This window comes from Phycisphaerae bacterium (assembly GCA_019636475.1).
GTDB lineage: Bacteria > Planctomycetota > Phycisphaerae > UBA1845 > UTPLA1 > JADJRI01.
Map to the genome: position 1 here is coordinate 63649 of JAHBXN010000002.1, position 21596 is coordinate 85244.

Consider the following 21596-nt stretch of genomic DNA (forward strand, 5'->3'; position numbering starts at 1 on the left):
CGAGTCTATCGATCCGCGACAGCGGACGATGCCCGGCCCCACCCGGACTTGCCTTCGAGGTGGGACGCAGCCAGCTTGCCCTTGGACTGGGTGACGCCATGTCCCTGGCGAATGACGATCAACTGATCCACCGCGATCTCATCACCAGTCAGCCCGGTTCCAAATGTCTCCCGGTCGCCACCCGGCCACTGAACCGTCAGCCGATCGATCCGCCTGGTCCCACCCAGCCCGAAAGTCGCCGGCAACTCCACCTGCGAGGCATAGCTGCGCGTCGGGCCGATCTGCCGTCTCTGAACAAACCCGCCCGCTTCCAATTCAATGACGGCTCCCACCGCGTCGCGGTTTGACCGCTCGCCAATCAACTTGACCCGGAGCCAATGATGCCCCAAGGCCTGATCATTGCGAACCAGCAACGGCCGACCGCGGGCCTGCGTCAGCAGCACGTCCAAATCGCCGTCGCCGTCAATATCGGCGTATACGGCCCCTCGGCCGACGATCGGCCTGGCCAGATCTCCCATCGAATCGCCTGGAATCTCAGAGAAACAAGCCTTGGCCTCCGGCCCGGCGTTCCAGAAAAGCTGCGCGGGTTGCTCGTAGTGCTGGCTGGGCTGGACCTTATTGATCTCTTCTTCAAGATGACCGTTGCATTGCAGCAGATCCAGGCGACCGTCCAGATCGTAATCAAAGAAGAACAATCCGAATGACAACGCCGCACGTGTCGGTCCGCCGACGCCCTCAGCCACCGCCATGTCGGTAAACGCCAGCGGATCCTCGCCCGCGACATAAAAAGAGGTCATCTCATTGGCAAAATTCCCGATTCCGACCGCCAGCTTGTTGTCGCACCGGACATCTGCCGCGTCGATACCCATCGCACCGGTAGAATTTCCCATCGCGTCGAAAGCCAGCCCCGTCTCCGCGCCGATTTCCTGGAATCGATTTCCGCCCAGATTGCGGAATACGAAATTCTGAACGGTGTCATTCGCGACGATGACATCCATCAAACCATCGTGATCCAGGTCGACGAAACAGAGCCCAAGCGCCTTGCCGACCGGCACGCCCGTCGCCCGATTCGTAATCTGAAGCCCCCCCGCCTCGGATCGGTCAACAAACGTTCCGTCGCCATTATTCGCATACAGATAGGAATGCGCGCCCTCGAAGTTCATCGGCACGCCGTAGGCACGTCCAATGCCCGTCAGGCGATAGTCCACTGCAAAATCGATCTCGCGATTCCACTTCACATAGTGACTTACCCACAGGTCCAGATCGCCATCGTTATCCGAATCGAAGAACCCGGCGGCGACGCTCCAACCGTCCGCCGGGCCGCCAACACCCGCCGTGGAGGTAATGTCAATGAACCTGCCGCCGTCGTTTCGGAAAAGCCGATTTCCACCAACACACGTGACAAAAACGTCGGGATCACCATCGTTGTCGTAATCACCGACAGCGACGCCCATCCCCATCATCGCCGCGTCCAGACCCGAGCCGGTCGTGACATTCTCGAAGTGCCCGGTGCCATCGTTTCGATAGAGCCCACTGGTGGTCGCCGGCTTGTCCGCGGAATCCGCCCACGGCCACTGTGTCCCGTTAACCAGCAGGATGTCCTGATCGCCGTCGCCGTCATAATCGAAGAATGCCGCTCCACCGCCCATCGTTTCAGGCAGAAGCTTGTCACCGGCCGCGCCATTCTCCCGAATGAAGTCAATTCCGGCGGTCTGTGTGATATCCGTAAAGATGACTCGCGGCGCTTCGGACGCCTTCACCACGCGCTGCGGAGCGACAAAGACGTTTTCCTTGGTCGCGGCCGGCGGCGGTTGTCTTCGGATTTGCCAGACGGTCAGCCCGACTGCCGCGCCGATGGCGATGAAAACCACCAGCGACCAGCGAAACGCCCTTCCGATGATCGCATCATCCTCGGGAACCCACTCTTCCTGATCGACGGGTTGGGCGGAATTGTTCGACAGCGCGGCCCCTGAGGAATCCGTCTTCATATCATCGACTGTCACGATCGGCTCCCTTGGTTTCCGGCTGGACCCCATTTGTTCCGTTCTTCACCCGGGAGGCCTCGTCCGGGCTGCGTCGATCTTCACGATGAATCGCCGCGCCGACGACGTCACCCTCGGGCCACGCTGCCGGCAGTTCGTATGCGCCCACCCGCTGCAAATCGTACAGGACGATGGCTTCGGCGGCGTGATTGGCAGCCGGGTATCGGATTCTCGCGGCGGCGATGGCGCGGTCCATGGCATTATCGTCCGTCTTGTAGCGTGCGTGCTCGGCCCGATGGTGGCGCGCCTTTTCGGCGTCTCCGAGATCCGCGTAGATCAATCCCAGGTTGTAATGGGCCGTCATGTTTTCCGGGTCGAACGTCAGCGACTTTTGAAAGAGTGAGCGAGCCTCGTTAAGGAAAGCGAGTTTTGCCTCGCGCCGGGCCGGGCCACGCTCCTGCAAACCTCGTTCAAAAAGCGTTTGCGCATACTCGTTGAGAACCGTGTAGTCCTGCGAGAAATCAAAACCCCGCTTTCGACATTCCTCGGTGTCCTTCATCTCGACGACGTTTCGGAAGTTCGCGATCGCATCATCCAGGTGGCCGTTCTGTTTGTTCACAAGCCCGGTGAACCACTCGACCGACCACGGCGGCGCCGGAGGCTGATGAGCGGCGGCCTCTCGCAGCGCGACGACGGCGTCATCCAGCCGGCCTTCCTTGATGTATACACGGGCCCGATTCAAGGCGCCATCCGGCCGCCCAAGCATCCCGACCTGCGCGAACGCACTTTCGGCCTGACGTAGTTCACCCTTGTTGGACCCCACTTCGCCCTTCCGAAAGAGCGCAATGCCGTAGTCATTCCATCGCTGCCAAGGCTCGATCTTCGATGGCGGGTTCTCGATTTGGGTCATGACGCCCTCGACCGGGAAGATCATCGTGTCCGCCGCGAGGGTGAGGATCGGCAAGTCGTTCCGGACAAACTTCCTGCCCTGAAACTGCTTCGTATAGAGCGTATCGAACTTGCGGTACTGAAGCTTCACGTCAACCGCGACCGGAGCACTGACGTCCTCCGGCACTTTCAGCAGGTAGTGCACCACATCGGCCGCACCCGGCGGAATCTGATGGCTGTAGAGCGGCAGGAAGATATCCTCGGCGTTGCGACGGTCGATGCGATATCCGTTGCGGTCTATCACAAACGCATTCACGAAGTGCGACCACGGATCCACCTCTCCGTCAGCCGCCATGCCGCCACTTCGCCCGATGACAACATCCCCGCTCTTCACGGTGATATCAAGCCAGACTTCGTTGGAGTCCGCCGTTCCCTGGGTAAAAATGTGGCCCATCTTGACGGTGCGGATGATGGTTTCGATCAGATAGGACTGGCCGCGCTTCAAAGTCGGCACCTGCGGGCGCAGCGGGGCGTACAATTCGCCGTCGATCGTGCCGCCCTCCTTCACGCCGAAGATGTCCACGCGCATCACACCTTCGTTGAACTTCCGGTGCTTTTCGTTGACCCACGGTTCCATGCCGGTGAGGTAGGGAATGGCTGTGTTGGCCGAGGGAAACTGATGATCGTGCACCTTCATAACGCCGTCGCGATCAAAGTCCTTCGCGCCGAAATCCGCCGATGCCATGGTGGGCATGTGACATTCGTTGCAATTGTCCACGGCCTTGGGCGGGTAATAGAAGCTGACGATGCCGTGCCCGGATACGCCGCTGAGGTGATAGGCGTCATAGTGATTCTGCCCGCGCAACCACTTGTAGGCGTTCAACTCAGGCGGCAGGTGCACCTTATGACACGAGCCGCAGAACTCCGGCGACTTGTGGAGCGGCTTGAGGAAGGTCTTCTTGTGGAATTCCGGCTTGGCCCGCACGAGTTGCCGATTGACCCACTGCAGGACGGAATTGTCGCTGAACGCAAACGGGTAGTGCAGCGGTTCTTCGATTGTGTAGTCGCCGTTTCCGCGCGGGCTGTTGATGTTCGTGATGGCATGGCACACCGTGCAGGTGATGCCGGCCTGCGCCGACGGGTCGTTGGCGAGGTCGTAATTCGGATCGTCGAAATGCGGTTTGTCGAATTCGCCGCTGAAAAACGGCACGGGGTCGTGACACGTTGCGCAGAAACGGGAACCTTTGACGTTTCCGTCGCGAGCGAACATGGCCTTTCGCGTGTTCAAAACGGAGAATAGGTATGCCGGATTGTTGAAAGAACTGAGGCGATGGACGCTCGCCGTCCAGGTCTTGTGGATGTCTGCATGGCACTGGAGGCAGTATTGATCATTGGTCATGGCCTCCTTCGGGATGAATTTGCCGGTTGCGGTTCTGGAGAGCGCCGGCAGGAAGTACTCCGTGCCGGTTTTTGGTCCGACCTCGTTCCATTTTCGCGGATCCTGTGCGTGGAGAAAGAGCATGACCATCGCGAAGCCGCCGGCGACTCCCGCCCAGCTGATGCCGACTTTCCACTTGATCTTGCGACCCGCCAGCCGGTGCAGGATAAACAGCCAGACGACAATGAGCGGCGAGATCACATGCAGCCAGTAGGCGGTTGACCGAATGGTCGGATTGCGAACATCGATCAGGTTTTCGATTCGCGTCAGGACAATACCCGAACCCAGCAGGAGCAGAGTGACGGCAAAAAGTGCATAGCCTGCGCGGACCGCGCGCCGATTCGGTCGATTGTGGGCGTTGTAGATATGGGCAATCCCGAAAATCACAACCGGCAGCACGATGAGAAATCCGAGTATGAGATGCCCAAGGAACATGAACTGATAGAAGTAGTCCTGGTAGGTGACCCCCGTAGCCCACTCGACCAGGGTCACGCTGCCGAGATAGACCGAGTTGACGCCGATCAGCGCAACCAGAGCAAAGATACCTGTCAACAGCAGCTTCAACCTCGGACCGACTGCGGGGAGGTATTTCTTCTTTTTCGCAGGTGTGCGGAGCGGCGAGCCGGATTGGGCAGACATGTGAAAACACTCCATTCCCGTGGGCAATTGACATGGTCAATCACGCCGCCGACAGATGCCGGATGTGGAGAGCGGGTTTGTGACTGACAATCTCAGAACAAAGGCGCAATAGTGGATTCTACCACAGTGTTCGAATGACTTTCCACCCTTGGTGGCCGTCGGAACCGCTCCTGACATATGAGAAGACGTTGCGCGGCGGCCGACCGGTTGCCGCACTACCAAGATTCACCGTAGAATCCGGCCAGCGTAAGGACTTAGGCCCTCAAGGAACCTCTCAGTAATGGCAAACCAACGTGTCGCGATGATCGGTGGCGGGCTGGCTGGACTGGCCGGCGCGATGAAACTGGCCGAACTCGGAATCGGCGTCGACCTCGTCAGCATGGTACCCGTCAAGCGGTCCCATAGCGTGTGCGCTCAGGGCGGTATCAACAGCGTAAACGCCACGACCCGCTCACAGGGAGACAGCGAGCAACTCCACCTGGACGATACCGTCTATGGCGGAGACTTTCTGAACAATCAGCCGCCGGTCAAGGAAATGGCGGACTGGGGCCCGAAAGTCATCGATCTTCTTGACCGACTCGGCGTGCCGTTCAACCGAACGTCGGAGGGCCATCTGGACCGACGGCGATTCGGCGGCACGCTCTTCAAGCGAACGGCATTCGCCGGGGCGACAACCGGCCAGCAACTGCTCTACGCACTCGATGAGCAGTGCCGGCGCTGGGAGGCCGAAGGCCTCATCAACCTGTACGAGTTTCACGAGTTTCTGGGCAGCATTGTCGACGACAACGGAGTTTGTCGCGGCTGTGTCGTTCAGGACATGTTCTCCATGGAGATCAAGGCGCTGCGTGCGGACGCCGTCGTAATGGCGACGGGCGGCTGCGGACTGATCTTCGGCAAGAGCACGATGTCGATGATCTGCACTGGTGGAGCCAACGCCCGCGTCTATCGCGAAGGCGCCAAGTACGCCAACGGTGAATTCATCCAGGTTCACCCCACGGCGATCCCCGGCGCCGACAAGCTTAGACTGATGAGCGAGAGCGCCCGCGGAGAAGGCGGCCGCGTCTGGGTACCGCGCACCCCTCAGGACCCGCGCGACCCGAATTCGATCCCCGAAAATGAGCGGTATTACTTCCTCGAAGAGCGATACCCGACCTACGGCAACCTCGTGCCGCGCGACATCGCCACACGCGAGATCTTCGATGTCTGCGCCAACCACGGCCTCAGTGTCGAGAAAGGACAGTTCTGCGTATATCTCGACCTCACGATGCTGCCAGCATCAACCCACCATAAGCTCGAGGGCATCCTCGCCATCTACGAGAAGTTCGGCGGCGGAAACCCGCGCACCACGCCGATGAAGATCTTCCCGGCGGTTCACTATTCCATGGGCGGAATCTGGGTTGACTACGAGAAGAACAATCAGACCGGCGGGCTCGTCATCGGTTCTCCGCGGAATCAATCAACCAACATACCCGGCCTCTACGCAATCGGAGAGGCGGACTATCAGTATCATGGAGCGAACCGGCTCGGAGCCAATTCGCTCCTGTCGTGCATCTTCGCGGGGCTGATCCTGGGCCCGTCGCTGCAGAATTACCTCAAATCACTGAAACAGTCCTCCGCCGACCTGCCGGCCGGTCTCTTCGATCGCGCAGTCCGAAAGCACCAGGACCAGATGGACCAGTTGATCGCCCGCGACGGCAAGGAGAATGCATACCGGTTGCATGATGAACTGGGCAACACGATGACTGCGAACTGTACGGTTGTTCGCCACAACGAAAAGATCAGACAGACGATCAGCAGGATCGACGAGTTGACCGAACGGTATCAGCGGGCGCCACTCGCTGATTCGGGTCGCTGGACCAACCAGAATCTCTCTTTCACCCGGGCGCTGGGAGACATGCTCGTCCTGGCGAAGGTGATCGCGATGGGCGCGATGCGCCGCGACGAATGCCGCGGCGCGCACTACAAACCGGAATTCGAAATCGCCGGACTCGATCCCAATTCCAAAGAAGATCTGACCACCCAGGCACGCCGCTGGTGCGAAGTTTTCAGGCAGCGGAACGAAAAGTGGCTCAAGACCACGATCGCATCGCACACTGCCGAGGGTCCCCGATTGACCGACGAACCCGTCGACACATCCCTGATCCCACCGCGACCACGAACCTACGGACTGAAAGGCGCGGAAGAAATCATGCGCATCTGGAAGACGGAATTTTCCGCCCCGGCGGCGGCCCGCGCATAAGGTACCGGCGATGGATGCTTGTCGGCCGGGGTCGAAGTCGCCGGTCACTCGGCACGAGGGATCGGTTGCGCGCAGCGCAATCAGACCCCCGGCTTCGCTGCGAGGCGGCGATTGAGGACCATCGACGCCAGTAGCATGAATCCGCTTGAAATGCCGAACAGGACTGCCAGCGGCAGGGCAATGCCCTGAAAGCCTTCGCCGCGAATAAGTGCCATGATTCCGTCATAGGCCCACCCATTGATCGTCAGAAGGCCCAGCTTCTGCATGAAGAGCGGCATGACGAATCGCGGCACCATGCTACCGCCGATCGCGCTCATCGCCAGAATCACGATCGACCCCAGCGCGTCGAGCTGCTCTCCCGTTCGACAGACCGACGCCATCAACATTCCCAGCGCGGTCGCGGAAAAACACGTTGCGAGCGTGATCGCGAACAGACCGGCCGTCACGTCCCAGATTGCGACGCCAAAGACCAGCCATGCGTAGAGATACATCGCATAGCATTGGGCCATTGAAACGACCAGGCAGGTCAGAAGCTGGCCCGAAACGATCTGATAAGGCCGGGCGGGCGAGGCAAGCAGGCGACGAATCTCGCCACGGCGCAACGACTCCAGCATCCCCCGCGCCGCACCCGCCGCACCGAAGAGAATGAACATCGGAACGATCGCCGCAAGGAATGAATTCTTCGCGGCATTGGGCATGCTACTCTTCACAACGCCGATGGGGTGAACCGCGATCAACCGCTTCGGCTTCGATCCGCCCCCCGCATCGTCGCTGCGGTCCATGCCGCCCAGTCCCATCGCGCCGCCCAGCCGCTCAAACAATGCCCGACCGGCCGCCATTTGCACCATTCCCGCGACGATCTCGGCCTCCATCGGCTGCGATTCGTCAAAAATCAGATCGACGCCATGATGATTCGCGCCATCAAGGATCGTCGGCGATTCGTGATAATCCCGCGGAATCACCAGCGCGACGCGGAACAAACCCTCGTGAAGGATCGCATTCCGCGCCGTCGTTTCAGTCAAAAGCGGGCGACTCTCGTCTTCACCTTCGTTCAATATCACCTTCACGCTATTCGCCCGCAGCATCTCGATCAGCCGCGTACTGGCCGCTGACTGGTCGAGATCAATCACTGCCACGCGAAACGGCCGGCCCGCCGCGTCGGAGAAAATCGACGTGAAAATCGTGTAAAGCGTGATGCCGGGAATCAACATGAAAATCGCCGTCGCGCGACTGCGCAGCAGCACGCGAAGCTGTGTTGAACTGAGTAGATAAATGATCTTCATGCTTTGCATTGCCGTCTCGGCCATCGGCCCGGGCGGCCGGATCCGCCATCACTCCGCTAGTCTCTCAGGGCGTGTCCCGTCAGCTCAAGAAAAACCGTTTCCAGGTTCGGTTCCTTCACGCCGATGTTTTTAACCCGCAGGCCCAGATCATTCGCCGCATGCACGATGTCGATCAATCCAAATCGGCCATCCACCAGCGTCAACCGAACAACCGCATCATGACCATTCCACGAGACAGGCCCCAGCCGATCAGACAGGCGCTTCGCGACATCGGCCGACAGGGACTCCACCTCCATCACCACCTCGCGTCTGGCCTTGGCGTGGGAGATCAGTTCAGCCGGCGAACCCACCGCGATGATCTTGCCGCGGTCAATAATGGCCGTTCGGCGGCAAAGCCGTTGGGCCTCTTCCATGTAGTGTGTGGTGTAGAGAACGGCTCGCCCCTCTTCCGCCAGTCTCTCCACGATATCAAAAATGTAAGCCCTCGCATGCGGGTCGACGCCGACCGTCGGCTCGTCCATCAACACCACTGCCGGCTTGTGAACCAGCGCGCACGCGATATTAAGCCTCCGCTTCATGCCCCCCGAGAAACCTGCGACGGGTTCGTCGCTCCGATCACCCAGGCCAACGGCCTCCACCGTCTCAATGACCCGCCGGGAAAGCTCTCCGCCCGACAGGCCATACAGCCTGCCGACGAACGCAAGATTCTCAAGGGCGGTCAATTGCTCATTCAGTGCGATCTCCTGCGGGACATACCCGATTCGGTACTTGTACTCCCTGTGACGGGAAGCAATGCCGCCCAACAGAATGATCTCGCCCTCATCCGGCTGCAGAATCGTTGCGATCATGTCGATCGTCGTCGACTTGCCGGCGCCATTCGGCCCGAGCAGGCCGAATATCTCGCCCGCCTCAATCTCAAGACTGATGCCGTCGACGGCCTTCAGCCCGTCATACGATTTGCAGAGACTTCGAAGTTCCAGAACGGCCAAGCGATCGCTCCTCGCGAATGCGAAAGCGAGGATTCTAACATCAGCCCCCGAAATCGGCAGTCAGGAAATATGGGTCCTCCGCTTCAGTCAGTGCCGACACGGCCGTACCTGCGCCACCCAGCCCCCACAGCCATATCTCCTTCCGGCGTGTCTTTGCGCGACTGACAGGGCACGGTCTCGGCAATTTCTTCGACTGCCGCTAGCATTCCTGTTCATGCCGACCGATGCGATTGCCAGTGAACTGAACAGCGTTCGCACCCGATTTGATGCCGCAGGGCGAGCCCGTCGTCGCGAGTTGATTCAACACGCAGCCGGAGTGAAATCGGCCGATCCACAGGCCCTGGCGGCCTACCACGACGTGCTGCTCTTCATGGCCGCCCATCCAGACGATCGCGCCATGCTGAATCACATCGAAGCGGAGTTGGCCCGCATCGGCGCTCAGATCGACGATCTGTCTCCCACAGCGCGGCGCAAATTGAATGACACCGGGATGGTCGGAACGCTGACCACGCATGCCTTCTCAATGGACCTGGCACGCTGGCTGTGCGACCGCTGCGGCAATGATGTCGATATCGATATGAAGAACGCCGAGGCCATGGAACGGCTCGAGGCTTTTCTGCAGTTGCTCGCGGCGCCGGCCGAGGCCGACGGAATCCTCTGCAAGCGGCTTGACACGCGCGGCTGGCTCGACGCGGCCCGCGGCGGGACCGATTCCGACTGTTCCTCGCTGCGGTGGCTGCTCGGAAGATTCGATGCGTTGCGCGCGCCACCGGCGCTGGTGGATCGAGAATTCGAATCGCTCGACCTCGAACTGACTTGGCGTCATGCCTCGCTGCCCATGTCGCGCACCGGAGCGAGATTCCCGTCTCGCCCGATCCACTTTCAAAAGCGAGCCCCCGTCCGAAGCGTCAACGCCCGGGAAATCATCCTGTGCCCGCTCAGTCCGGCTCGACCGCTACCGGTCGGCGAGGCAACGCCGCTGCTCGACGCGTGCAGGGCAGCCCTTTCGTCCCGACGGCGCGAGACCGATCCGCTGACCTACGCTGATCCGCACGATGTGACCCTCCACCGCCTCGAAAATGGCATTGATGTTGCGGTATTCGGCATGACACCCCAACGCCGACTGCCGGTCGAAAGCTACTTCGGTTACGTCGCCGCAAGGAATCGTGTTCCGTGCGCCTACGGTGGCGGCTGGGTGCTGGGCCATCGCTGCGAGATCGGCGTCAATATCTTCGACGAGTTCCGCGGTGGCGAATCAGCGTTGCTATTCGCTCAAATCATGCGTGTCTATCGCACAATGTTCAGAATCCGCCGATTTCTCGTGGACCCCTACCAGTTCGGCGCGGGTAACGAAGAAGCGATACGCAGCGGCGCCTTCTGGTTTTACTATCGACTGGGCTTCCGCCCCGTCTCCGCCCGCGTCCGCCAACTGGCCGACGACGAAGCCCGGCGAGTGCGCGAGCAAACCGGATACCGATCGCCGCCCGCGACGCTGCGTCGCCTCGCCCGAGATCGAGTCCGGCTCGATCTGGCTGAACAATCCGCTCCGGCCGCATCGGGCCTGCTCAACACGGACGAAGTCCCCGCCCCCCTCGGCGATTTCGACCTTGCCGAACTGGGGATCGCGGTCACGACGCGGATCGGCCGGCGATTCTCAGGAGACACGACCGTCGCGACCGATTGGTCCCTCAGCCACCTTCGCAGGGTGCTTGGCGTTAAACCGTCGAAAAGCTGGTCGGCCAATGAGACATTCGCGTTCTCGAATTGGTCGCCGCTCGTCGCGATGATCGGCGATCTGGATCGGTGGACGGCGTCCGAAAAACGGTCCCTCATTGACGTGATGCGGGCGAAGGGCGGCCGCCGCGAGAGCCGATTTGCTCGGCTCCTCCGGCAGCATCCCCGCCTGATTGAAGCATTCTCCGCTATTTCCCGACGGCAGGAATAAACGCCACACCCGATTCTAAACCGGCAATAGCCTCCGCCCGCTTGCGTTAAGCTTCACGAGACACGCCGTCGGCTGAGAACGGCGATGCCATCGCCGGTGCAGATTCTCAATCAAGGCAGGCGAATTGCATTAGAATAACCAGTAAACATTCGTCGAACCCTTCCGTCGACGCAAAGTGGGTCAGATCGCCGATCGATCCTGACGTAAATTCCGGAGGCGAATCCAATGCACATTTCTCTCATCGCCCTCTTTCAACTGACGCTCGTACTGAGCGCGGTGGCGACGGAGCCGCCCGACGAATCCAGGCCGGAACGTCCAACCGCTTCAACCCGCACAAGCGATCCGCTCAAGGCCTCCCGTGTCTGGGAGCGAAAGCACGCGTCGCATCTGCTCCGCCGCGCCGGCTTCGGCGGGACGCCTGAACAGGTGCTCTACCTTAAGCAGCTCGGACGCGAGCGTGCCGTCGAATATCTCGTTAATTACCGCGAAATCGATGCCGAGTTGCCGGAACCGGACGTCAGCGAATACGAGCCGCGCCGGCCGCGCGATGTCATGTCCATGTCCGAAGAAGAGCGGAAGAAGACGTTCGCGGAGCGCCGCCGGGACGACCGCGTCCTGTTTGAAAACGTCGTCGGCTGGTGGGTGGATATGATGGTGTCGTCACCGCGTCCCCTTGAGGAAAAGCTGACGCTGTTCTGGCATGGGCATCTCACCAGCGGCTATCGCGAAGTGAAATCGGCTCACGCCATGCTCAAGCAGAATCGCCTTCTGCGTCACCATGCATCGGGCAACTTCCGCACACTGCTTCTCGATATCACCGAAGACCCCGCGATGGTGCTCTACCTCAATACCCAGCAGAACCGAAAGGGAATGCCCAACGAAAACTACGCCCGCGAATTGCTGGAACTCTTCACCATGGGTACCGGCAACTACACGGAGCAGGACATCAAGGAGGCCGCGCGGGCCTTCACCGGCTATACAATCGACCCCCGAACTGGCCAGGTCGTCTTCCGACCGCGCCTGCACGACGACGGCGAAAAAACTTTCCTCGGCCGCACCGGCGCACACGAACCGGCCGACATCATCGATATCATTCTCGAACAGCCCGCGACCGCGAAGTTCATCGCCCGAAAGATGTGGCGGTTCTTTGCATACGATGATCCCGAGGACGACATCATCGACGCCCTGGCAAAGATCCTTCGAGAGAATCAGTACGAATTCAAGCCCATGCTGCGGGCCATGTTCAAGAGCGACGCGTTCTATTCGAAGCGGGCGATGTTCACTCAGATCAAAAGCCCCACCGAACTGCTCGTCGGTTGCATGAGGTCGCTGGAAATCCCCGCGATGGATACCGCCACACTGAACATCGGCCTTCGCCTCATGGGACAGTCGCTCATGCAGCCGCCGAACGTCAAGGGCTGGGACGGTCAGGAGGCGTGGATCACCGCCAGCACTCTCTTTAATCGCTACAACGTCCTTGGCGGCGTGATCGTCGGAAATGACAACGACCGGGCACGCCGGCAGCGGATGCGAATGATCGAAGCCCGCCGTGCGACCACCGGCCGCGAAGGCAATTCCGCGGACGATGACGAGGGGCCCCGCCTCCAGCCGGCCTATGATCCATTGCCTGCGATCAGAAAATTCAAGCTGACAAACCCCGAGCGCATCGTCGATCACTATGTTGATCGGCTGCTGCAGCGTCCGTTGCCGCGCGATCGCAAGCAGGTGCTCATCGATGCCATCCGCCCGTCATACATTACAAAAAATCCCGAAGCGGCCCAGAACGTCGAACTGATTCGAGGCCTTGTGCACATGATCGTAAGCATGCCGGAGTACCAGTTGGAGTAGGACAACCCGGCATGTCGACCTGTGCGATGAGACCACTGTCATGAATCGAATCCGAAAGGCAATGAACCATGTCTGACGAACTTTTCTTCAGCCGGCGCGAAATGCTCCGACGCGGCGCGTCCCTTTTGTCCGCCGCCGCGACGGTCCCCCTGTTTCTCGACCGGACCGCCCTGGCCTTGTCCGGGCCATCGGATTCACCCGGGCCGAAGCGCAAAACCCGGAATGACGCTTCCCGAATTCTCGTCGTCGTCCAACTGGCCGGCGGCAATGACGGCCTGAACACCGTCGTGCCGATCGGCAACGATCGCTACTATCAATCGCGCCCGTCGCTCGCCATCAGGAAGGACGACGCGCTGTCAATCAACGCGGACCTCGCATTTCCGAAATCCGCTGAAGGCCTCAAGAGCCTGTACGACGATGGCCTTCTCGCTGTCGTTCAGGGCGTCGGCTATCCGAACCCGAATCGATCGCACTTCGTTTCGACGGACATCTGGTCCACCGCCGATCCCGAAGAGCGAATTCATAACGGCTGGCTGGGGCGCTACTTCGATTGCGAATGCAAAGGCAGTGCGCGGCCCGATCCGAAATCAGGCATCGCGCTGACGCAGGAATCACCGCTTGCGATGCAGGGGGCCCGATTCTCACCCGTGAGCTTCAATAGCCCGGAAGAACTGTCATGGCGCGGCCCGGCGGCGCACGGTCGTGGCATGGCGGCATTCAACAAGCTCAACCAATCGAAGCGAAAAAACACCAGAAAGACCGAGGCGCCGCTCGATCAAGCCGGCGCGCTGGCCTACCTCGAACGAATGGCCATGGATGCCCGCGCATCCGCTGAGGAGATTCAGCGTGCCACCGGCATCGACGGCGCCAACAGTCGAAACCAGGGCTTCCGCTTTCGATTCCAGAATCGTGGACGTGGCGGGGAACTCGGCCAGAAACTTGAAATGGTCAAGCGCATGATCGCCGCGGGACTGGACGCCAGGGTCTACTATGTCTCTATGGGAGGCTTCGACACGCACGCGCAACAGGCCGGAAGACACCAGACACTCATAACCCAGTTGGGCGAGGCGCTGAAGGATTTCACGCTGAGCCTCAAGGCCGATGGCCTGCTCGATCGTGTCACGATCATGACGTTTTCCGAGTTTGGCCGGCGCGTCGCGGAGAATGGCTCGCAGGGAACGGACCACGGCGCAGCCGCCCCGCTATTCATCGTGGGTTCATCGGTACGACCCGGCTTGCATGGCGAACATCCCAGTCTCGAGCCTGCCGACCTGGACGCCGGCGACTTGAAGTGGCAGGTGGATTTTCGTTCGATCTACACTGCGGTGTTGTCAGACTGGCTCAAGGCCGACGCAGCGAAGGTCCTGGGCGGGGAATACAGCAAGGCTGCGTTGTTCCGCGTGTGAGCCGGCCACGGGCCTGTGCGACCGGGTCATTCCGATTCCGTGTCCAGAGACGCTTCGCTCAGCGAACGCACCAGTTCGGCGTGCATCGTCGGCGTGCCCGCGACCATCGGCAGATCTTCGCCGCCATACCGCGCGACATCCATCGGCCAGAGCGGACCACCGGCAGGATCGCTCAGGCGCCCGCCGGCCTCACTGACCAGCAGCGCCCCGGCCGCAAGGTCCCACAGTTTGCATTCCGGCGCATACGCTCCATCGGAAAAACCGGCCGCCAGCCAGGCGAAATGAATGCAGATCGAGCCCAGATTCCGAAACAGATAAGTTTGCATCCATCTCGCGATGACCGGTGGCGGCGTTCTTCGACGGAATGACGAGATGAATAAAACGGAATCCGATGAGTACGCGCGATCCTCAATCCGCAGCGGGTCGCCCTCGCGAAATGCCCCGCCACCGCGCAAAGCTGAATAAAGACGTCCGGTTGATGCGTCGAAAATCGCGGCGACCAGCGGCTCGCCACGATGCATAAGTGCCACTGATGTGGCATACATCGGAATGCCGCGAGCGAAATTCCGCGTCCCGTCGATGGGGTCGATGACCCAGCAGAATTCCGACGCCGCAATCGCCGTATGCCGAACCGGGTCAGCCACGGTTTCCTCGACAAGAACCGCATGTCCCGGAAATTGCGCGGCGATTACATCCAGCATCGCCGCCTGTACGAGATGATCCGCCTCGGTCACGGGCGTGTCGTCGTCCTTCCGGGTGACCGAAACCCGCCCCAGCAGCCCGGAAGCGGTCCGCGCGCCAAGCCGGGCCAGTTCGCACGCCATTTCCATGTATTCCGCATTCCCGCCAGATCCCCGTCGCATCATGCCGTGATTCTCACAAGCCGATGCCGATCGAACAAGCCAAAGTTTTTTTTCGATCAAATCCGGCGGATATCTCAGGACATGGATCCAGACAAACCGATCACCAATCCCGCAACGGACCAATCAACCCCGGCCAGCGGGTGATATTCTGGAGCGCGGAGCGGTTCGCGAGATGAACCGGTCGATTCGGCGATAGAATTCCTGAGCGACAGCTTGCTCCGCCACGATGACCTCGTCGGCGCCGCGCTGAAGTGCTTCCAGTCCCGTGGACGTATAACGCGTGCTCGCGATAATGTGAATCTCCGGTCGGATCGCGTTCGCGCGCTCCGTCGCCTTCAACGCGGCATCCTCGTCGGGAATGGCCAGCGCCAGGACGGCCGCCGTTTCGACTCCAGCGCTGCGTAGCACCTGATCGTCGGCGATACTGCCTTCGATGACGTGAATGCCGATCGCACGCTGCGAATCGCAGGTGACCGGGTTCAACTCGACGACGACAAACGGCGTCTTCTTTTCGCGAAGGTACTCGGCGATGAAGCGCCCGCCGACACCGAAGCCGGCGATAATGACATGGTTGTGCAGTTGCCTGACATCGAGCGGCATGTAGCCTCGCGCGGGTCTTCTTTCAAAGGTTGCCTGGGAAATAATGTCCGACCATCCTGACCGACTATATGATTTGTGCTCCGTCGTCCACGGGTGGCACACCGGGGCGCGGACCCAGTCCAAGAGTTGCTCAGCGCTCCGTTTAAGCGATGCCCTGCGCCAACGCGGCCGCAAGGCGAGTCGGCTTCGATCCGACTCGTCAAGGTCAGTATAGCACGACGCGAGAGACTTTCGATGCAGCCGAAAACAATTCTCGCAATTCCAACCGACGGCTTGGTCAATCTTTACAAACCGATCGGCCGGAGTTCTGCACACTACGTTTATCGTTTGCGGCGCATTTTCGGCGTACGAAAGGTCGGTCATGCCGGCACGCTCGACCCTTTCGCCGACGGCGTGCTGCTGGGATGTGTCGGCCGTGCTACAAAACTGGTCGAACGACTCATGTCTTTGCGGAAGCGTTATCGGACAACATTGCGGCTGGGCGTGACCAACGAGACCTTCGACCCCGAACGCCCTTTCGAGCCGGTGCCCCATGCGGTGGCGCCGGACGAGCGCGCGATTCGCGAATTTCTGCTCACCTTGATCGGAACGGTTGCTCAGGTTCCGCCCACCTTCAGCGCGGTCCGCGTCGGCGGCGTGCAGAGCTACGAGCGCGCCAGAAAAGGCCGGCCGCTCGAACTTGCGGCCCGGCCGGTGCGGATTGACCGGTTGGAGCTGGTTTCATACGCATGGCCGCGCTGTGTGATCGAAATTGACTGCGGTCGCGGAACTTACATCCGGGCAATCGCCCGCGACCTGGGAACGGCGCTGGGCTGCGGCGCGGTTTGTGAAACGTTGACGCGGACGGCTGTCGGTCCGTTCGATTCGGACACAGCGGTTCGGCTCGAAGCGGGTGACGATGCTGTGAGAAGGTCGATTCTGACCATCGACGCGGTCGAATCCGCCATCGCGTCTGAATCGCAGTGACGCAACGTGGTCACCGCGCCTTGACTTCCCTTTGAGTTCGGTATATGTTAGGCTTATCGACGCAGCGAATGCGCCGGGCGGCGTGGCCCATTGGTCGGGTCCGCGACTTCGGAGGGAAGCACATGATCCATGCGCCTTCGCGCACCGCGCCGCTGGAGGGCTTGAGCAGGCGGCAGCGGGCGATTGTCGAGCGGCATTTGCCCCTTGTCCGGCTTACGATTCGCCGGCATTCCGGACTTGCGCGGCGAGACCGCGACTGCCGCGACCCGGCTGAACTGTTTCAGGAAGGCTGCCTTGCGCTGGTGGAGGCCGTTCGATCGCATGAAGCGGACCGTCACGGCGCGTTCGCGTCATTTGCCATGTCGCGCATTCATTTCGCGATCAGCCGGTACGCGCACGAACAGTGTCATCCGATTCGAATGCCCTTTATCTCCCAGCGGCGAGAACGAAACCGGGCGAATACATTGACTTACTGCGCCAGCGACTGCCGGCCGGAAGAAGTGGTCCGCCCGGTGGTCGTGCAGTACAATGACACGACTGTGGCATATCCCGACGAAGCGGGGGCGGCCGCCGCGGCCGCGAAGGACGCCCGGTCGCACGATGTGCCGATCGCAACCGTCGGCGATCTGGTTCGGGAACGATTGCATGAGGCCGTCCAGTGGAGCGTGGCGGAGTTGTGCCGCGGATCCCGATCTCGCGCGAAGACCCTTCGACTGGTGCGCCGGTGTCTCGCGGAGCGTTGGATGGTGCCGGAGCCTTCCGCCCGCGCGTCCCTCCGCGAGTTGGCCGGCGCGCTGTCGTGTTCGGTGGGCCGAATTACGCATACCGAGGCAAGATTTCGCCGGATTGTGTCCAGAAAACTGCTGCAAGACGACGAGTTTGTCGCGCTGACCCGTCTGGCCAGGGTGCATCCGGCCGGGATGAAACGACCGGTATGGAGGGACGAACTGTTTCAACTGCGAAGCGAGTTTACACGAAATCGCAAGGCGGATCCGCGAGGCCCGTGGCGTGATGACGGATCGGGGGCGGCCGAGCGACGAACGCCCTCTTCCCCGCTAGAATAAGGTTCGCAGAGCAGGCCGGACGGTCGCTTGATGCTTCATCGCATCGGGAGGAAAGTCCGAACTGGACAGGGCGCGGTGACGGCTAACGGCCGCCGGCGGCAACGCCAGGGAAAGTGCCACAGAAATGACACCGCCGATGGATGGCGCCCACGTGACGCTATCACAGGTAAGGGTGAAATGGTGCGGTAAGAGCGCACCGCGCGGCCGGTGACGGTCGCGGCAGGGTAAACCCCACCGCCAGCAAGCCCATGTATGCGGCGAACCGGTTCTCGCGGCGCTTCGGCGCGGCGCGGACCGGGCGAAGCGGCCCGTTTCGCTTGAGTCGCGGGTAGGGTGCTGGAGCCGACGGGCAACCGATCGGCCAAGAGAAATGACCGTCACCGCCGGATCGTGCGCGATTCGGCGGGACAGAATTCGGCTTACAGGCCTGCTCTGCGATTTCTTGGCTTCGCTGACGATTTACTGCAACGAATCTGCATCGCCAGCATCATCCAGCTCGGACGGATTCGATTCTTTTGCATTCTGCGGCTCCGGATCCTGCAGCGGCGGCAGGCCCGGAACCAATTGATCCGTACGCGGGCAACCTGCAGCCCCGATGACGTGCGGCAGCTTCGCCCCACACAAGGGACAACGACCGCCCTCGCCGTCGTCAGGTATTGGAAACGCCATGATTCACTCTCCGCGCCCGAAGAACTCTCATGGTCCAGACCCCACAAGCTCAATGAAGCAATCTTTCCGAACTCTCCAGCCCGATCGTCGGAAACTCTTCTTTCTTAGACATATGCGATTTTTCGGGCGAACGGGTGCAAAAAATCCTGGCCAAGTCCCAAAGTTTTCCGTCAAATTGCCCGCAAAAAACCAGTCAAATCAGATGATCGGCCACCAAACCACGATCATGATTCACCACTTCCCATTGCCAGTGCGATAAAGTCCACTCTCGCAAGGCTTTGAGATTTTTCGCCAAGGGCAACCCTGCCGCCCGGCAGCCACGGGGTCGATCTCACGACGCCGTTCGGCGGGAACGGCGCTCTTCCGAGGGCGGCCCCGATGACCGCCCTCGGCCGAACCACGATCCTCAATTCTCACGGCCCTCTCTCGAATGCTGAAAACCGCCATTCGGCGGATGTGTGACGCCGCCAATGCCTACCTACCCTGTCTACCGAGAATCGTGGCTTTTCCTGCGCGAACATCCTGTAATTTTTTCAGGATGTTCCGGCGCCACGATTCGGTAAAGGGCGACAGGAAAGCGGAGTGCCAGTACGTGTGGCAGTCGTTGATCGAATGCGGAGGCGTTAGGCCGGCCGCGATGAACCGATTCGGGAGGCTCGGTGCAACCCATTCCGCCTCCAGTGGTTATCAAGAACTGCCGATTTCAATCGGGAGGGGTTCTGCTCCAGCATTGCCCACGTTTGACACAGGCAGGCTCGCTTTTACAATGTCGCGGCTTTCATCACGCGTTGAAGGCGGCAGATGGCGGCGCGGCATGTGAAAAAGATGACGCGACGACATTAACTCTTTGCGCTCAATACAGTTGCAACCGGACGTCACTACATGCCGATGAGACTCTCTCGCCGCACTCAATTCTGGATTTTGAACGGATCGCTTGCAGCATTCGGACTTGCTTGCCAGCTCGGTCAGACGACCGTCGAGGAGATTCGCCCGTCGAACGCAATCCCGATGGCGACGAGTGCAAGCGCAGACAGGGATTCTCAATCGATTCCTGAGCTTCCGACGATCGAGTCACCGATGCCGTCCGAACTGACGGGACCGGTTGCGCCGACATCTCCCGGAATCGACGCGGCCATGTGGCTGCATATTCCCGATCCGAGCGTGGCGGCGGAAGTCCTCGATAATCGGCTCCGGCTGACGCGCTTCGGTCAGGAATCGATCCGATCGGAGTACGAGGACGTCTATGAGAAAACAAAGCGTCTGGTCGCTGAAATCTCGCGACCTGAGAAGCAATTTCGGCTCACGCTGGCCGACGCGCTGCGGCGCGCGCTCCTGAACAATTATCAAATCAAGGTCGATGGCTATGCTCCGGCGATCAGCACGGCCCAAATCGTTCAGTCCGAAGCAGCCTTCGACGCGGCATTTTTTGCGAACATCAATCGAAACAACACGGACCGTCCGACGCCGTCGCAGTTGCTCGCGTCGCAAACCGACACGACACAGGTCGCGGGAGGCATTCGCAAGCTGCTGGCGACGGGCGCGACGATGACCCTGACCCAGGCGATGATTCGCGTGGATAATCCGGGATTTCAGTTCCAGACGATCAACCCTTCGTGGACACAGAATTTCACGGTTGAACTTCGGCAGCCTGTGCTGAAGAACTTCGGCATCGACTTCAACCGGGCACAGATCAACATCCGTAAAAACGAACGGAAGATCAATGAAGAGCTGTTCCGGCAGCGCGTCATCGAGGTCCTCAATAACACCGAGCAGGCCTACTGGCAGCTTGTCGCCGCACGGCGCGACGTGGTCATCAGCGCCGAACTTCTGGCCCAGGCCCGCAAGACGTACGACATGATCGACGCGCGAAAGGACTTCGACGCGTACAAGACCCTGCTCTATCGAAGCGATGCCAACGTCAAGCAGCAGGAGTTCGCCTATATCGACGTGAAGAACCGCGTGAGAAATGCCGAGGACCAACTACTAAATCTGATGAACGACAGTTCACTCCCCCTGTCGGCCGAGTACGAGATCATTCCGGTCGATGGCCCGACCATCCAGGAGATCGTCCGAGATCGATTTGCGACGATCGAGACCGCGATCGAACGGCGTCCGGAGGTCGTACAGGCGCGCCACTCCGTGGACACCGCCCGCATCGGACTCGGAGTCGCGAAGAACCAGGCGTTGCCCCAACTGGACGTGGTTTATCGCATGACGATGAACGGTCTGGGCGCCAACAGCGACGAGGCGTTTGATCAGATGACGGGGAACAATTTCTCGGATCACTTCGTCGGCATTGAGTTTCTCTGGTTTTTCGGCGAGCGCGGGGAGCGGGCAGGCATTCGCGTGGCGTCTCTTCAACAGTCGCAGGCGGTGCTGCGATACAAGCAGGCGATCGATTCGGTCATCACAGACTGCCGCGTTGCGATGCGAAACATCGAGACGAATTTTGAGCAGCTCGATCCGAGCTATCAGGGGGTGATTGCCGCGTCGGAGAATCTTCGATCCTTGCAGGAACGCCAGGAGAACAAGAGCCCGCCGCAACTGGACACGATTCTCAACGCGCAGACACAACTGGCGCAAAGCCGCCGCGCGCTTCTGCAATCCGCCGTGAATTACAATATCGCCCTCGTCGATGTGGAGCGCGCCAAGGGCACGCTCCTGGAGTATAACAACATCGTTATTTCCGAAGCGCCGTGATGAACGGGCCCGGCTCATCCGCCCAAGCGAATTCGGAGCCGATCTCGACCGCGATCCCCCCCCCCCAGCGAGATCGC

14 protein-coding genes and 1 other RNA gene are annotated in these 21596 nt (G+C 60.5%); 8 read left to right on the plus strand and 7 right to left on the minus strand.

Going from position 1 to position 21596, the window contains the following annotated elements:
• Positions 1–5: 5 nt before the first annotated feature.
• Both KF841_03420 and KF841_03425 read right to left on the minus strand, forming a co-directional pair.
• Positions 6–1988, minus strand: coding sequence for a CRTAC1 family protein (locus KF841_03420; GenBank protein ID MBX3394398.1), 1983 nt, complete (start codon positions 1986–1988; stop codon positions 6–8).
• A 1-nt stretch (position 1989) separates the two neighbouring features.
• On the minus strand, positions 1990–4947 hold the full coding sequence (locus KF841_03425; protein ID MBX3394399.1) for a tetratricopeptide repeat protein: 2958 nt from the start codon (positions 4945–4947) through the stop codon (positions 1990–1992).
• Positions 4948–5227: 280 nt separating this feature from the next.
• Between KF841_03425 and sdhA the strand changes: the two genes are divergently transcribed.
• Positions 5228–7186 (plus strand): succinate dehydrogenase flavoprotein subunit, encoded by a 1959-nt coding sequence (sdhA, locus tag KF841_03430; protein MBX3394400.1) that lies wholly within the window; start codon positions 5228–5230, stop codon positions 7184–7186.
• Positions 7187–7266: 80 nt separating this feature from the next.
• Here sdhA and KF841_03435 read toward each other — a convergent pair whose 3' ends face one another.
• Together KF841_03435 and KF841_03440 are read right to left on the minus strand one after the other, a co-directional pair.
• Positions 7267–8478 carry an ABC transporter permease gene (locus KF841_03435; protein MBX3394401.1) on the minus strand — a complete coding sequence of 404 codons (1212 nt, stop codon included), beginning with the start codon at positions 8476–8478 and terminating at the stop codon, positions 7267–7269.
• 47 nt (positions 8479–8525) lie between these two features.
• The gene (locus KF841_03440) at positions 8526–9458 is read right to left on the minus strand and encodes an ABC transporter ATP-binding protein (protein ID MBX3394402.1); all 933 of its coding nucleotides are present in this window, start codon (positions 9456–9458) and stop codon (positions 8526–8528) included.
• Between the two features lie 214 nt (positions 9459–9672).
• On the opposite strand from KF841_03440, the gene KF841_03445 reads away from it, so the two are divergent.
• The 3 genes from KF841_03445 (at position 9673) to KF841_03455 (ending at position 14657) form a co-directional block, all read left to right on the plus strand.
• Positions 9673–11403: a hypothetical protein gene (locus KF841_03445; GenBank protein ID MBX3394403.1), complete on the plus strand. Its 1731-nt coding sequence runs from the start codon at positions 9673–9675 to the stop codon at positions 11401–11403.
• Positions 11404–11628: 225 nt separating this feature from the next.
• Positions 11629–13251 (plus strand): DUF1800 domain-containing protein, encoded by a 1623-nt coding sequence (locus KF841_03450; GenBank protein ID MBX3394404.1) that lies wholly within the window; start codon positions 11629–11631, stop codon positions 13249–13251.
• Positions 13252–13319: 68 nt separating this feature from the next.
• The gene (locus KF841_03455) at positions 13320–14657 is read left to right on the plus strand and encodes a DUF1501 domain-containing protein (GenBank protein ID MBX3394405.1); all 1338 of its coding nucleotides are present in this window, start codon (positions 13320–13322) and stop codon (positions 14655–14657) included.
• A 26-nt stretch (positions 14658–14683) separates the two neighbouring features.
• Here the strand turns inward: KF841_03455 and KF841_03460 are convergent, their stop codons facing one another.
• Positions 14684–15523 (minus strand): inositol monophosphatase, encoded by an 840-nt coding sequence (locus KF841_03460; protein MBX3394406.1) that lies wholly within the window; start codon positions 15521–15523, stop codon positions 14684–14686.
• Positions 15524–15643: 120 nt separating this feature from the next.
• Positions 15644–16120 carry an NAD-binding protein gene (locus KF841_03465; protein ID MBX3394407.1) on the minus strand — a complete coding sequence of 159 codons (477 nt, stop codon included), beginning with the start codon at positions 16118–16120 and terminating at the stop codon, positions 15644–15646.
• Positions 16121–16354: 234 nt separating this feature from the next.
• Here KF841_03465 and truB point away from each other — a divergent pair, with 234 nt between their 5' ends.
• The 3 genes from truB (at position 16355) to rnpB (ending at position 18588) form a co-directional block, all read left to right on the plus strand.
• Positions 16355–17086, plus strand: coding sequence for a tRNA pseudouridine(55) synthase TruB (truB, locus tag KF841_03470; GenBank protein ID MBX3394408.1), 732 nt, complete (start codon positions 16355–16357; stop codon positions 17084–17086).
• 122 nt (positions 17087–17208) lie between these two features.
• Positions 17209–18150 carry a hypothetical protein gene (locus KF841_03475; protein MBX3394409.1) on the plus strand — a complete coding sequence of 314 codons (942 nt, stop codon included), beginning with the start codon at positions 17209–17211 and terminating at the stop codon, positions 18148–18150.
• 7 nt (positions 18151–18157) lie between these two features.
• Positions 18158–18588, plus strand: an RNA gene (rnpB, locus tag KF841_03480) — RNase P RNA component class A.
• A gap of 21 nt (positions 18589–18609) precedes the next feature.
• Here the strand turns inward: rnpB and KF841_03485 are convergent.
• Positions 18610–18819, minus strand: a complete 210-nt coding sequence (locus KF841_03485) for a hypothetical protein (protein MBX3394410.1) — start codon at positions 18817–18819, stop codon at positions 18610–18612.
• Between the two features lie 882 nt (positions 18820–19701).
• Between KF841_03485 and KF841_03490 the strand changes: the two genes are divergently transcribed.
• Positions 19702–21519 carry a TolC family protein gene (locus KF841_03490; GenBank protein MBX3394411.1) on the plus strand — a complete coding sequence of 606 codons (1818 nt, stop codon included), beginning with the start codon at positions 19702–19704 and terminating at the stop codon, positions 21517–21519.
• Positions 21520–21596: the final 77 nt, after the last annotated feature.

What these genes read in the sequence shown, in the direction of transcription:
- KF841_03425 (MBX3394399.1), bottom strand. Translation starts at nt 4,947, where the DNA reads ATGTCTGCCCAATCCGGCTCGCCGCTCCGCACACCTGCGAAAAAGAAG.
- KF841_03490 (MBX3394411.1), top strand. Translation starts at nt 19,702, where the DNA reads ATGCCGATGAGACTCTCTCGCCGCACTCAATTCTGGATTTTGAACGGA.
- KF841_03450 (MBX3394404.1), top strand. Translation starts at nt 11,629, where the DNA reads ATGCACATTTCTCTCATCGCCCTCTTTCAACTGACGCTCGTACTGAGC.
- sdhA (MBX3394400.1), top strand. Translation starts at nt 5,228, where the DNA reads ATGGCAAACCAACGTGTCGCGATGATCGGTGGCGGGCTGGCTGGACTG.
- KF841_03465 (MBX3394407.1), bottom strand. Translation starts at nt 16,120, where the DNA reads ATGCCGCTCGATGTCAGGCAACTGCACAACCATGTCATTATCGCCGGC.
- KF841_03475 (MBX3394409.1), top strand. Translation starts at nt 17,209, where the DNA reads ATGATCCATGCGCCTTCGCGCACCGCGCCGCTGGAGGGCTTGAGCAGG.
- KF841_03455 (MBX3394405.1), top strand. Translation starts at nt 13,320, where the DNA reads ATGTCTGACGAACTTTTCTTCAGCCGGCGCGAAATGCTCCGACGCGGC.
- KF841_03445 (MBX3394403.1), top strand. Translation starts at nt 9,673, where the DNA reads ATGCCGACCGATGCGATTGCCAGTGAACTGAACAGCGTTCGCACCCGA.
- KF841_03420 (MBX3394398.1), bottom strand. Translation starts at nt 1,988, where the DNA reads ATGAAGACGGATTCCTCAGGGGCCGCGCTGTCGAACAATTCCGCCCAA.
- truB (MBX3394408.1), top strand. Translation starts at nt 16,355, where the DNA reads ATGCAGCCGAAAACAATTCTCGCAATTCCAACCGACGGCTTGGTCAAT.
- KF841_03460 (MBX3394406.1), bottom strand. Translation starts at nt 15,523, where the DNA reads ATGATGCGACGGGGATCTGGCGGGAATGCGGAATACATGGAAATGGCG.
- KF841_03435 (MBX3394401.1), bottom strand. Translation starts at nt 8,478, where the DNA reads ATGCAAAGCATGAAGATCATTTATCTACTCAGTTCAACACAGCTTCGC.
- KF841_03485 (MBX3394410.1), bottom strand. Translation starts at nt 18,819, where the DNA reads ATGGCGTTTCCAATACCTGACGACGGCGAGGGCGGTCGTTGTCCCTTG.